The 13165-nt window shown below is 38.8% G+C and carries 14 protein-coding genes; 9 read left to right on the forward strand and 5 right to left on the reverse strand.

The features are described from left to right. Positions 1–379: 379 nt before the first annotated feature. A complete protein-coding gene (gene rho, locus ACNI3T_RS10500; RefSeq protein ID WP_418227743.1) occupies positions 380–2122 on the reverse strand; it encodes a transcription termination factor Rho in 1743 nt (580 codons plus the stop codon). Positions 2123–2315: 193 nt separating this feature from the next. Here rho and ACNI3T_RS10505 point away from each other — a divergent pair, with 193 nt between their 5' ends. Further along, a complete protein-coding gene (locus ACNI3T_RS10505; protein WP_322300931.1) occupies positions 2316–2726 on the forward strand; it encodes a DUF4293 domain-containing protein in 411 nt (136 codons plus the stop codon). Between the two features lie 62 nt (positions 2727–2788). Here ACNI3T_RS10505 and ACNI3T_RS10510 read toward each other — a convergent pair whose 3' ends face one another. Next, positions 2789–3277, reverse strand: coding sequence for a metallophosphoesterase family protein (locus tag ACNI3T_RS10510; protein WP_418227744.1), 489 nt, complete (start codon positions 3275–3277; stop codon positions 2789–2791). 106 nt (positions 3278–3383) lie between these two features. Here ACNI3T_RS10510 and truA point away from each other — a divergent pair, with 106 nt between their 5' ends. Continuing rightward, the gene (gene truA / locus ACNI3T_RS10515) at positions 3384–4139 is read left to right on the forward strand and encodes a tRNA pseudouridine(38-40) synthase TruA (protein WP_418227745.1); all 756 of its coding nucleotides are present in this window, start codon (positions 3384–3386) and stop codon (positions 4137–4139) included. Next, complete coding sequence (locus ACNI3T_RS10520; RefSeq protein WP_418227746.1) at positions 4129–5895, forward strand: ABC transporter ATP-binding protein; 1767 nt, start codon at positions 4129–4131, stop codon at positions 5893–5895. The genes truA and ACNI3T_RS10520 overlap by 11 nt, the downstream gene beginning before the upstream one ends. Here ACNI3T_RS10520 and ACNI3T_RS10525 read toward each other — a convergent pair. The 3 genes from ACNI3T_RS10525 to folP are packed head-to-tail and all read right to left on the reverse strand — an operon-like array spanning position 5892 to position 8296. Continuing rightward, entirely contained in the window at positions 5892–6656 is a 765-nt protein-coding gene (locus tag ACNI3T_RS10525) for a DUF3667 domain-containing protein (protein ID WP_418227747.1), read from the reverse strand. The genes ACNI3T_RS10520 and ACNI3T_RS10525 overlap by 4 nt on opposite strands. A 5-nt stretch (positions 6657–6661) precedes the next feature. After that, positions 6662–7435, reverse strand: a complete 774-nt coding sequence (locus ACNI3T_RS10530; protein WP_418227748.1) for a diadenylate cyclase — start codon at positions 7433–7435, stop codon at positions 6662–6664. A 30-nt stretch (positions 7436–7465) separates the two neighbouring features. Further along, positions 7466–8296 carry a dihydropteroate synthase gene (folP, locus tag ACNI3T_RS10535; RefSeq protein WP_418227749.1) on the reverse strand — a complete coding sequence of 277 codons (831 nt, stop codon included), beginning with the start codon at positions 8294–8296 and terminating at the stop codon, positions 7466–7468. Positions 8297–8378: 82 nt separating this feature from the next. Here folP and ACNI3T_RS10540 point away from each other — a divergent pair, with 82 nt between their 5' ends. The 6 genes from ACNI3T_RS10540 (at position 8379) to ACNI3T_RS10565 (ending at position 13031) form a co-directional block, all read left to right on the forward strand. Beyond that, entirely contained in the window at positions 8379–8924 is a 546-nt protein-coding gene (locus tag ACNI3T_RS10540) for a DUF1599 domain-containing protein (RefSeq protein WP_418227750.1), read from the forward strand. A gap of 17 nt (positions 8925–8941) precedes the next feature. Further along, complete coding sequence (locus tag ACNI3T_RS10545; RefSeq protein ID WP_418227751.1) at positions 8942–10036, forward strand: BT_3928 family protein; 1095 nt, start codon at positions 8942–8944, stop codon at positions 10034–10036. Positions 10037–10181: 145 nt separating this feature from the next. Next, positions 10182–10934 (forward strand): triose-phosphate isomerase, encoded by a 753-nt coding sequence (gene tpiA, locus ACNI3T_RS10550; protein ID WP_418227752.1) that lies wholly within the window; start codon positions 10182–10184, stop codon positions 10932–10934. Continuing rightward, positions 10934–11767: a 50S ribosomal protein L11 methyltransferase gene (prmA, locus tag ACNI3T_RS10555; RefSeq protein WP_418227753.1), complete on the forward strand. Its 834-nt coding sequence runs from the start codon at positions 10934–10936 to the stop codon at positions 11765–11767. Before tpiA ends, prmA begins: the two co-directional genes overlap by 1 nt. Positions 11768–11822: 55 nt before the next feature. Continuing rightward, the gene (locus ACNI3T_RS10560) at positions 11823–12098 is read left to right on the forward strand and encodes an ATP-dependent Clp protease adaptor ClpS (protein WP_322300921.1); all 276 of its coding nucleotides are present in this window, start codon (positions 11823–11825) and stop codon (positions 12096–12098) included. Between the two features lie 99 nt (positions 12099–12197). Then, a complete protein-coding gene (locus tag ACNI3T_RS10565) occupies positions 12198–13031 on the forward strand; it encodes a M57 family metalloprotease (RefSeq protein ID WP_418227754.1) in 834 nt (277 codons plus the stop codon). Positions 13032–13165: the final 134 nt, after the last annotated feature.

Raw genomic sequence — 13165 nt, forward strand, 5'->3', positions numbered from 1 at the left:
GGTCTCCCGCTCTAAGCCCTGTCAATCGACAGGGCTTTTTTATTGCAGATAATTGGAGTCTATAGCCTTCCGAGATAACTACGGAAATTTTAAAATTTCACCTCTCAATAGGAGGAATCTCCAGTCTAAAACTATATTATCTAAAATGCTGAAAGTATTTGCTACGGAAAGTAATCAGAGCTATTCAATATCGTAAAACTTAGTCTTTAGTCTTTCTGACTTAATATTGTACTGTAATGGTAAAAGCGGAAGCTTTGAAAAAGATCTGTAGCCTGTAATCTTACACGAACTCGAAGCTCTCACTTTACTTGATCTTATTACATAAAAAAGCCTGAAATCTAGTTTCAGGCTTTTCAGAATTTATATAAGAAAGAATTAATTACCCGTTCATGGAAATTAAAAACTCTTCATTATTTCTAGTGTTTCTAATCTTGTCATTAATAAATTCCATCGCTTCGATAGGGTTCATGTCAGCAAGATATTTACGTAGTACCCACATGCGCTTAACATTGTTTTCGTCAAGCAATAGATCATCTCTACGGGTACTTGAAGAAACAAGGTCGATAGCTGGGAATATTCTACGGTTGGAAATTCTTCTATCCAATTGCAGTTCCATGTTACCGGTTCCTTTAAATTCTTCAAAGATCACTTCATCCATTTTTGATCCCGTCTCTGTAAGAGCGGTAGCAATAATAGATAGAGAACCTCCATTTTCAATATTACGTGCAGCACCAAAGAAACGTTTTGGTTTGTGAAGTGCATTTGCATCAACACCACCACTTAATACTTTACCGCTGGCAGGTTGTACCGTATTGTAAGCACGAGCCAGTCTGGTGATAGAATCAAGTAGAATCACAACATCATGTCCACATTCTACCAGTCTTTTAGCCTTTTCCAGTACGATATTTGCAACTCTAACATGCTCGTGAGCTTCTTTGTCGAAAGTGGAAGCAACTACTTCACCTTTCACGTTACGCTGCATGTCTGTAACTTCTTCAGGACGTTCATCAATCAATAGGACGATCTGGTATACTTCAGGATGGTTTGCCGCAATAGCATTTGCGATATCCTTCAATAACATCGTTTTACCTGTTTTAGGCTGAGATACGATCATCCCACGCTGACCTTTACCAATGGGAGCAAAAAGATCCATCACCCTTGTAGAGATCGTCGCTTGCTTTTCGGCAATGTTGAATTTTTCTTTCGGGAAAAGTGGTGTAAGATGCTCAAAAGAAACTCTGTCTCTTACGACCTGTGGATCCAGTCCATTGATTTTATTGATCTTGATAAGTGGGAAATATTTCTCTCCTTCTTTTGGAGGTCTAATTTGTCCCTGTACTGTATCTCCTGTCTTTAGACCAAATAATCTTATTTGTGACTGTGATACATAAATATCATCAGGAGAAGTGAGGTAGTTGTAATCTGAAGATCTTAGGAAACCATAGTTATCCTGCATGATATCCAGAACACCCTCGCTCTCGATGATAGCATCAAATTCGTAATCCGGCTCACGGTATCTGTTACGATTATCCCGGTTTCCGTTGTTACCTTTCTTATTGTCGCTGCGGTTATCATTGCGATTGTCGTTACGATTATCATTTCTGTTATCGTTACGGTCATTCTTGTTGTTTCCGCTATTACTATTATTGTTGTGATTGCGATCGTTCCGACTGTCGTTGCGATCATTACGATCGTTGCGATTATCATTACGACTGTCATTGCGATTATCGTTTCTGTTGTCGCTTTTTTTGCGATCATCAGTTTTTCCGCTAGAAGGACTACGCTCGCGAGTACTTTTTTGTCTTGATTCCTTCTTATCTTCCTTTGGATCAGACTCTTTCCTGGAAGGCCTCGGTGCTTTTGCAGCAGGTTTGGCAGGAGTTTTTGCAGGTTTTTTTTCACTTCCAACCTTTGAAGGTTTTTTAGTTTCCTGCTTAGCCGGTTCGGCATTATCTTCTGTAAGTACTTCTTTTACTTTTGCTGGGTTAGCGGCCTGATAGTCCAGGATCTGGTAAACAAGATCCAGTTTTTTAAGGGTTTTATACTTAGGAACATTTAGCGATTGAGCAATTTCCTTAAGTTCAGGAAGCTTTTTAGCTTTTAATTCTGAAATTTCGAACATGTATTCAGTGAAATAATTATAAGATTGGATTGATTTAAAAACTTCTCGAAGAAGAATAAAAAGTTTTGGAGACTTAAGTAACCTGTATTGAATAGGTTACGCATTGTTACTGCAATTATACAACTTTATTTTATTCTTTTACGCAATGATTCTAAAAAGAATCTTTTATTTTTGTGTCGCAATCGCAGGAAATATGCTTCAGAGAATACAGACTATTTGGTTATTATTAGCGGTTATTGTGAGTGCCGGACTCATCTTTGTTCTTCCGCTTTGGGAGAATTCAGCAGGTGAATTTGTCTATGCTCACGAAGTTTTGATCGCGCTGGGAATGTTTCTTGCTTCAGCAGCAATTTCGCTGGTGAGTATCGTTATGTTTAAAAATAGAAAGCTTCAATTTGTATTGGGGCGTTTAAATATCATATTAAATCTTTTTTTACTAGGAGTGTTTGTTTATTGGTCTCTAACTTTACCTGGAGAGATGGATATCTCAGAGAAAGGTATTGGGATGTTTCTTCCTATTATTTCTATCGTTTTTATTGTTTTGGCCAATAAGGCCATCAAGAAGGACGAAGATCTCGTAAAATCTGTAGATCGATTACGATAAGCCTATCATCTTAGTAGTATTAGTGCGTGAAAAACCCGAAGCGAAAGCTTCGGGTTTTTTAATTATTCAAATTCAATAACTTCCAGGTCCTTGATTTCCTTTTTATCGATCTGGAAGCGCAACATGGTTCTTTTCTTATGGAATCCATGTTTCCCCGCCGCACCTGGATTCATATGTAAAAGTCCGAGGTTTTTATCGTTCATTACTTTTAAAATATGTGAATGACCGCAAATGAATAGTTTCGGAGGATTTTGCCTAATCTCTTCCCGAATCGCCGGAGAATATTTTCCCGGGTAGCCACCAATATGAGTAATCCAGACATCAACCTCTTCACACATGAAACGCTGGTTTAATGGAAATTCTTTACGTGTTTCAGCATCATCTATATTCCCGTAAACTGCACGCAGCGGTCCAATTTGCTTCAGCTTATCGGTGACATCTGTTTTACCAATATCCCCCGCATGCCAAATTTCATCTGCCTCACCGGCGTAATGCAAAATTCTTTCGTCTATATGACTATGTGTATCACTTAGTAATAGAATCTTCTTCAAAGTTTTCAGTTTTAAAAGTCGTTTAACAAAGGAAGCGAAATCAGCCCTTTTTCCTTGCTATAATTGCCTTATCTTTGCATTTCGCTAATATAAAAATAAAGCTGACTTGAGGTATTTCCTGAAGCTCTCATATTTCGGTAAAGCTTATCACGGCTGGCAAAATCAACCTGATTCTATTAGTGTTCAGGAGGTTCTTGAACAAAATCTAAGCAAGGTGTTCCCATTTTCAGTAGCTATTGTTGGTGCTGGAAGGACAGATGCCGGTGTGCATGCACGACAAATGTTCGCTCATTTTGATACTTCGGAAGAACTTAATTGCCAAGAACTTGCTTATAAGCTAAATTCTATGCTTCCGAAGGACATTGCAATTTCTGAAGTATTTCCGGTAAGGAAGGATGCTCATGCGAGATTTGATGCTGTAGCGAGAAGTTACGAGTATCATCTGCTTCAGTATAAAGATGTATTTGATTACGATCAGGCATGGTATTTTCGCTATGAACTTGACCTGGAAAAAATGAATAAAGCTGCAGAGATCCTGAAGGAGTATTCAGATTTTCAATGTTTTTCCAAATCACGGACAGATGTTCATACATATAACTGCCGTATTGATGAAGCGAAATGGGTCGAAAAGGATGGGAAGCTAATTTTTCATATCACTGCAGATCGATTTTTGCGTAATATGGTGCGGGCAATAGTAGGAACTTTACTTGAAATTGGGCAAAGCAAACAGCCTGTGGAATACATGCACGAGGTGATCAAGAGCAAAGACAGGGGGAAAGCTGGAACTTCAGTACCGGCACATGGATTATATTTAACCAGGATCGAATATCCTGAAACGATAAGAGAACTAGATGGCATCTAATACAGGAAATGCATTTGATATGGCGCTTTTCAAGCGATTGCTTGGATATACCAATCCCTATAAACGAATATTCTATTTTGTAGGTGTTGCCGCCATCCTTGTTTCTCTATTTGGAGTTCTAAGGCCTATTTTACTACAGGAAACTGTAGATGAAGCCCTGATCCCGGCAGATTTTGACAGTCTTATATATTATGTAAGCCTTATGATTGGGGTACTGGTGCTGGAAGTGATCTTCCAGTTCTGTTTTATCTACTATGCCAACTGGCTTGGGCAGGAGGTTGTTCGTGATCTGCGGGTCAAACTCTTCAAGCATATGCTTGGCTTTAAAATGCAGTATTATGATAAATCTGCAGTTGGAAGATTGGTGACCAGGGCGGTAAGTGATATTGAAACGATTGCCAGTATTTTTAGCCAGGGACTTTTTATGATCATTTCAGATCTACTAAAGATGTTGGTAGTGATTGGTGTAATGTTCTATAAAAGCTGGGAGCTTACCTTGCTTGTACTTACAGTTTTACCTTTTATCATCTACGCAACTAGAGTCTTTCAGAAGAAAATGAAGCTGGCTTTTGAAGAAGTTAGAACTCAGGTGGCAGATTTGAACACTTTCGTACAGGAACGTATCACCGGGATGAAGATCGTACAGCTGTTTACTCGCGAGAAAACTGAATACGAAAACTTTAAGAAGATCAATGATAAACATAGAAAAGCATGGGTGAAAACGGTTTGGTATAACTCCATCTTTTTTCCAATTGCTGAAATGTCAACTTCTATTACCATAGGTTTGATCGTATGGTTTGGTGGATTACGGGTAGTTGCCGGTGATGATATGTCATTGGGTATTATTGTAGCTTTCATAGAATTGAGTCAGATGTTATTCAGGCCATTGCGACAAATTGCCGATAAGTTCAATACGTTGCAAATGGGGATGGTCGCTGCTAACCGGGTATTCGGGATTCTGGATACAGAATCCACGATAGAAGATAACGGAACTATTGCGGTAGAGTATCTTGACGGAGAGATCGAGTTTAAAGACGTAAGATTTAGTTATATTCCAGAGGAAGAAGTTGTAAAAGGAATCTCTTTTAGAGTAGAACCTGGGGAAACTGTGGCAATTGTTGGAGCTACCGGCGCTGGGAAATCAACCATCATAAATTTACTGAGCAGATTTTACGAAATTGATAGTGGAGTCATTGAAATAGACGGGCATGATATTAAGGACCTTGAGCTTAAATCTTTAAGATCTCAGATCGCTGTGGTTCTACAGAATGTATTCTTGTTCGCAGATACGATCATGAATAATATCAATCTTGATAACCCTGATATTTCAGATGAAGATGTTATTAAAGCTGCTAAGCAAATTGGAATTCATGAATTTATAGATTCTCTTCCCGGCGGTTATTATTATAATGTAAAGGAACGTGGAGCGATGCTCTCTTCCGGACAACGACAGTTAATCTCATTCTTAAGAGCTTATGTTAGTAATCCAAGTATTCTTGTACTGGATGAAGCAACATCTTCCGTAGACTCCTATAGCGAACAACTTATACAGGACGCGACAGATAAGATAACTGAAGGTCGAACTTCCATCGTTATCGCACATAGGCTTGCGACCATTAAAAAAGCAGATAAGATCATTGTAATGGATCAGGGTAAAATTGTGGAAATTGGTAATCATCAAAGTCTGCTTCAGAAAACCGATGGATATTACCGCAAGCTTTATGAAGTGCAGTTCAAGGAAGAAGAGAGTATTTAAATAACTCCCTTGAGTTTGGCCATATAGAGACCAATTACGAGGCTAACTATCAGGAAAACAAGCAGAAGCAAAAGCAGAAAGAGTAAACTTTTAAGTATTATCTTCCATAAGCTTAGATCATACATCTTTTTAAAAATATACCCGTAGTAGATTATGTAAAAAGGTAAACTGACATAATTCATAATTGCAAAAAGCGACTGATTGCTGAATGAAAGTAGAATAAGGATCGCAAAAACGATACTTATATGTGAGTAAGCATAAAGGTGTACAATTAAATGCTCGGCAAGATTGTATTTCTTATTTTTTAAAAAGACCAGTCTGGAGAATAAGGTGATTACCGGGATGAACAGGAAAGTGATGAGGTTCATATGTTCCAGGATCATCGTAGTGACCTCCCTTGTTATATCACGTTCTCCTGTATTAACCTCAAGACCTCCACCTTCCAAGTATTCTGGAAAATATTTCAGGTTAACGTAAGTATATAGGCCAGTTAGGGTTAGTGCGATGGTAAAGTATCCGTAAGGATTGATATATTTTTTACGCAAGCCTTCAATATATCCCTGAATCACATTCACAGGTCTACGGAAAAGATCAATAAAAGTTAGTACTGGTTTGTTGGAGTCAATACTCCAGAAGGATTCAAAGAATTCTCCAGAAAGATAGGGAACACTGAGCTTGTTGCGTACGATCTTCGCTCCACAATTGGAGCAATAATTCTGTTCTTCTGATATGGCAAAATTGCAATTTTTGCAATGCGTCATCTATTTTAGCTTATGTCTTCATTGATCTTAACCTTTAGTTCGTCCATCGTTTCGAACATCACGAACTGTCCATCCCTGATATAAGAGGTTTGTCCAGATTCTTCACTAACCACCAAAGCCAGCGCATCAGTTTTTTCAGTAATCCCTACGGCAGCACGATGTCTTAGTCCGAATCTTAAAGGAATAGATCTGTCATTGGATACAGGTAGAATCACTCTGGTGGCGGTGATCATACTTTCTTCGATGACCATGGCACCATCATGTAACGGACTGTTCTTAAAAAATATAGATTCAATGATGGGCTGATTCAGCTTGATCTTCATTTTATCACCCGTATTCTTTACGAAGTCGAGTTTATTGTTCTTCTGAATCACCATCAACGCTCCGGTATGGGTTTTCCCCATTGCTTCGCAGGCATCTATGATAGCTTCCACATCTAATTTTGAGCGAACATCATCCCGGCCTATTTTGAAGCTTCGCAGGAATCGGCCTTTTTGTGTGAAATTCGTGGAGCCAATCATCAAAAGGAATTTCCTGATCTCTTGTTGAAAAACCACGATAAGTGCAAATACACCAACCCCAACGAATTCACCCAGAACGCTGCTAAGTAATTCCATTTGAAGTAGCTGTGTTAGCAGCCAAACCAGATAAATAACCACGATCCCAATGAAGATGTTAACTGCCGCAGTACCTCTAACCAGTTTGTAAACATAGTAGAGTAGGAGGGCGACAAAAACAATATCTAGAATATCGAGGATACGAAGATCTATGATGTCCAAATGCAGTGGTTTTTTGTAAAAATAGAAAAACTAAATGTAGTTATGGAGTTCACCCGTTAATTTGATGCATTCCATCGCCTCTTTTACATCGTGAACCCTTAAAATTGAAGCTCCTTTTCTAAGTGCAATCGTATTTAAAATACTAGTGCCATTAAGAGCGTCGTCAGGTGTAGACTTTAAAGTTTTCCAGATGAGACTTTTCCTAGAAAGTCCTGCGAGTATGGGGAGTTCCAGATTTTTAAAAATTTCCAGTTTATTCAGTAGCTCAAAATTTTGTGCAATGTTTTTAGCAAACCCAAATCCCGGATCAATGATAAGATCATTTATTCCGGCTTTTCTGGCTGCCGAAATCTTTTCAGAAAAGTAAAAAAGAATATCTGCAGTGAGATCCTCGTATTGGTTCAGGTCTTTCATGGTTTGCGGAGTCCCTTTCATATGCATCATGATATAAGGAACCTGCAGACTGGCTACGGTTTTAATCATTTGAGCGTCGAGATTCCCGGCAGAAATATCATTGATGATTGCGGCGCCATTCTCAACAGTTTCTCTTGCGACTCTGGATCTAAAGGTATCTACGGAAAAGTTCACTTCCGGAAAATGCTGTTCCAATAGCTTCAGCTTCGGAATCATTCGTTCTAATTCTTCTTCTTCTGAAATATCCTGCGCACCAGGCCTGGAGCTATAAGCGCCAATATCCAGAAAGGTCGCACCTTCCTTCAGCATTTTTTCAGCAGAGGAAAGGATATCTTTATCCGTTTGTTTTCTACTACCCTCAAAAAAGGAGTCTGGAGTAATATTAATGATTCCCATCACTTTTGGTTCGGAAAGGTCGATGAGATTACCACGGCAATTTATAAACATGAGATGGCTGAATTTTGGTAGCGCAAATAACTTTGACTATCTGAAATATTTGACCGAAATTTACGCAAATTACAGCTACTTCATGCAAAATACCTCCGAACAATACGATGATGTCATTGGCCGTTGTCGCAGTCTTTTTCTGAATAAAATGCAGGATTATGGATGTGCCTGGCGCATTTTACGATTACCTTCCTTAACAGATCAGATCTTTATTAAGGCACAGCGTATAAGAAAACTTCAGGAAAGCGATGTTCGAAAAGTTGATGAAGATGAGAAATCTGAATTTATCGGGATTATAAATTATTCGGTAATGGCTTTGATTCAGCTTGAAAAGGGAATTGCAGATCAGCCCGATCTTGGACCTCAGGACGCAATAGATCTATATGACAAGAGTATCGCCGCAACCAAGCAGCTTATGATGGATAAAAACCATGATTATGGCGAAGCATGGCGGGATATGCGAATTAGTTCCCTTACAGATCTTATCTTACAGAAATTATTAAGGGTGAAGCAAATTGAGGACAACCAGGGAAAAACGCTGGTTAGTGAAGGGATTGATGCAAATTACCAGGATATGATCAATTATTCTGTATTTGCTATGATCCATTTCCAGGAAGCCGAAAAATAATTCAGAAAATATAGCTTATGAAAGCAATAGTAGGTATTTGCAGAGTCTTGGTAGGTGTACTTTTCATCTTCAGCGGATTCATCAAACTGAATGATCCCGTAGGTTTTTCATACAAACTACAGGAATATTTCAGTGAACCGGTACTGGACATTCCGGCGCTTATACCGTTTGCTCTTGTTATCGCTATTTTACTCGTGATCTTCGAGCTCGTGCTTGGGATCATGCTGCTTATTGGGTATGCAAGGAAATTTACCAGCTGGAGCCTCCTGCTCATGATCGTTTTCTTTACATTTCTTACTTTTTATTCGGCATACTTCAATAAAGTTACAGACTGTGGCTGCTTCGGTGATGCAATTCCGCTTAGTCCGTGGGAGTCATTCTATAAAGATATTATTCTACTGGTACTGATTTTGGTATTATTCTTTAATCAGAAGTTTATAGAGCCATTATTTCCGCAGAAATATCATAAATGGGCAATTTTCCTCAGCTTCATGGCATGTTTCGCATTTTGTTATCATGTCCTGATGCATCTTCCATTGCTTGATTTCAGACCCTATAAGATTGGCAATAACATTGCTGAAAAGATGGTGGTGCCAGAAGGTGCTCAGGAACCTGTATATGAATATCAATGGAAATTTAATGAGGGAGGTGAGGAGAAGATCATTACCAATCAAGGTGCCTATCCCCAGGTTTCCGGAGAATTTATAGGCGTTGAAACGGTACAGATCGAAGAAGGCTATGTACCGCCAATTCATGATTTTGTGATCGAAGGTCCAGAGGGTGATATTACGACAGATATTCTTACTACAGATAAAGTCCTGATGTTCGTTATGTATAACATAAGGTCTACTGAAATGGAAGGATATCAAGCGATCCAGGACCTGGCAAAAGAAGCACGAACTAAGAATTATCGCGTGATTGCTCTCACGGCATCTGGTGATAATCTTCAAGCTAAACTAAAAGAGAAATTTGATCTGGATTTCGATTTCTATCAGGCAGACGAAACTGCGCTTAAAACGATCGTAAGAGCAAATCCCGGTATCCTGGTGTTGAGATCCGGTACTGTGGAGCAGAAAAAACACTGGTTCGACGCTAGCGATATCGAATTATAAGCATCCGCTATCTTTTATTCTGAAAATCCTAAAAATTGAAGGTTTAGCTTTGGTTTAGGATTTCGTATTTCAGTCTTTCCTTATATTTGTCTTATATGCTGAAACCTATAGTAGGAGAGCATCCAATCACTGAAATATATTTATCATGAGAGAACAAATAGTAGCCGGAAACTGGAAAATGAATAACGATCTTGCTGAGACTGAAGAATTACTTGGCGAAATGAAGATGCAAATGGTTAAGGAACCTGAAGCAACTGTTATGGTAGCTCCAGCCTTTACAAATCTATATCCTACTTTCCAGGCACTAAAGGATACTCCCGTTATCGTTGCAGCTCAAAATATGCATGAAAGTGAAAATGGCGCTTTTACGGGTGAAATTTCAGCAAAAATGTTACAAAGTATTGGTGTGACTACGGTTATTCTTGGGCATAGCGAGAGACGTGCATATTTTCACGAAACAAATGAGCAACTGGCTAAGAAAGTAGACGCAGCGATCGCAGCAGAAATGCGAGTGATCTTTTGCTTTGGAGAAGAGCTGGAAGACCGTAAAAACGACAAGCACTTCAGTTTAGTAGAATCACAGTTAAAGGAAGCTTTATTTCACCTTTCAGAAGACGCCTGGAAAAATATCATTTTAGCCTACGAACCAGTATGGGCAATTGGGACCGGTGAAACTGCAAGCCCTGAACAGGCACAGGAAATGCATAAACATATTCGTACTCTATTAAAAGACAATGTAAGCGCGAATGTGGCTGAAAATACTTCCATCCTTTATGGAGGTAGTGTAAAGCCGGCAAACGCCAGGGAGATCTTTGCCAAAGAAGATGTGGATGGTGGTCTGATTGGGGGAGCTAGCTTAAAAGCAGTTGATTTTCTTGAGATTGTAAACTCATTTTAATGACCGGACATTATTACGAATATCATTTTACGATACAACCGGTCGCTCCAGCTTCAGAAATTTTGATCGCAGAACTAGGAGAACTTGGTTTTGAAAGTTTTGTTGAGAATGAAGATGGAATTACTGCTTATGTGCCGGAAGAGCAATTTGCAGATGATCTACTGGATGAGGTACAGATCCTGAAGTCTGAAGAATTCAGTATTGACTATAAGGTGAAAAAAATTGAACGGGTAAACTGGAACGAGGAGTGGGAAAAGAATTTCACTCCTATACTGGTGGACGATGAGTGCAGCGTTCGAGCACCGTTTCATGAGAAGCCAGATACCCGGTTCGATATTATCATAGAACCTAAAATGTCATTTGGTACTGGTCATCATTCTACTACTCACATGATGATTCAGCATATTTTAAAGAATAACTGGAAAGGTAAATCTGTACTGGATATGGGATGTGGTACTGGAGTTCTTGCCATTTTAGCAAGAATGAAAGGTGCAAACCCCGTGGAAGCGATTGATATCGATAACTGGTGTTATTTGAATACACTGGAGAATATTGAACGCAACAATTGTAAGGATATAGATGTTGAAGAAGGTGGAGCAGAGTTGTTAACTGGTAGAAAATACGATGTAATTCTTGCTAATATCAATAGAAATATTTTACTGAATGATATGGCTACTTATGTAGAATGTCTGCAAGAATCAGGAAGTATCTACTTTAGTGGATTTTATACCGAAGACCTTCCGGTTATAAAGTCGGCATGTGAAAAGCATGATTTGAAATTTATAGAACACATTGAAAGAAATAACTGGGTAGCTGCAAAGTTTTCATTTTAAGCATGTTACATTAATTTGTATCTTTGCAGCTTTCAGAAATTGTAATAAGTTGAAGATGAGTACGAAAGAGGAAGTTTTAGAACAGGTTGACCTGAAAACGCAAAAACAGCGTGAAAACGAAATCGTTTTATATAATGATGATTACAATACCTTTGATCATGTAATCGAAACATTGATCTATGCTTGTGAACATACTCCAGAACAGGCTGAGCAATGTAGTATTCTGGTTCATTACAAGGGAAAATGTACTGTAAAAACCGGTCCATATGATGAATTGAAGCCACGATGCTCCAAACTATTGGATGCAGGATTGAGTGCTGAAATCGTGTAGTATTACGGAAAATTCCTACAATTAACATAATTTATTAGTAGATAAACATCTTTTAGTGTAGTTTAACTTCATAAGTGCCCCATTAATCTAAACTTACTTATGAAAAAAATTACACTACTTACCCTATCCATGGGAGTATTACTCTTTGCTTCCTGTGAAAAAGAAGATGTTTCAGAAATTTCTCCAGAAACTGCCAAAGTTCAGGAAGATCAGATCTCCAAAGAGGTTCTTAAGAGAATTTCCGATCTCCATTTCAATTCAAAACATGTTGAAAAGCAAATGATGATGCTTCCCGATGGAAGCTCTATCGAAAATTATCTTATCGAAGGTGATATTGCCATGACTAAAGACCAATTATTTAGTATGTCCGCGTCTTCTATCACAGATAAGCAGTATCGAACCAACAACCTGGTGAGCTCACCTCGTACTGTGAACGTAATTGGGTACACCGGAGGAAGCCAGGCTTTATCCAGTAAACAGAGAACTGCCTTACAGTATGCAATTGGTAATTACAATGCGCTGGATCTTGGAATTACCTTTACACTCACTTTCGGAACTAACTACCAGCCCTACGATATCGTAGTTTACCAGACCAACAATGGTCAGGCTGGAGGAGTTGCAGGATTTCCAAGCAATGGTAATCCCTACAAGTATGTACAGATCTTCTCAGGTATGCAGAACTACGATACAAACACCAATGAACACGTAATGACTCACGAAATTGGTCATGCGGTAGGATTAAGACATACAGATTGGTTTAGTCGCCAAAGCTGTGGACAAAGCGGAGAATCTGCAGGAGCTGATGGTGCAGTTCATATTCCCGGTACGCCTACAGGCTTTGATTCGAATTCTATTATGCTGGCCTGTTTTGGTGGAAATGAAGACGGCGAATTTGGATATTATGATACAGTTGCCCTAAATTACTTATACTAAAAACCAAACATCGGGCACTAGGAAAGGCGGTTTAACCGCCTTTTTCTATTTTTATTCTGAAAAGACTTTTTAGTTTTATAAAAAGCAATTATATTTGCACCCGCTTTGCAAAACAGTAGAGCACTATTTTACAA

The sequence above is a fragment of the Christiangramia qingdaonensis genome (assembly GCF_048381525.1).
GTDB lineage: Bacteria > Bacteroidota > Bacteroidia > Flavobacteriales > Flavobacteriaceae > Christiangramia.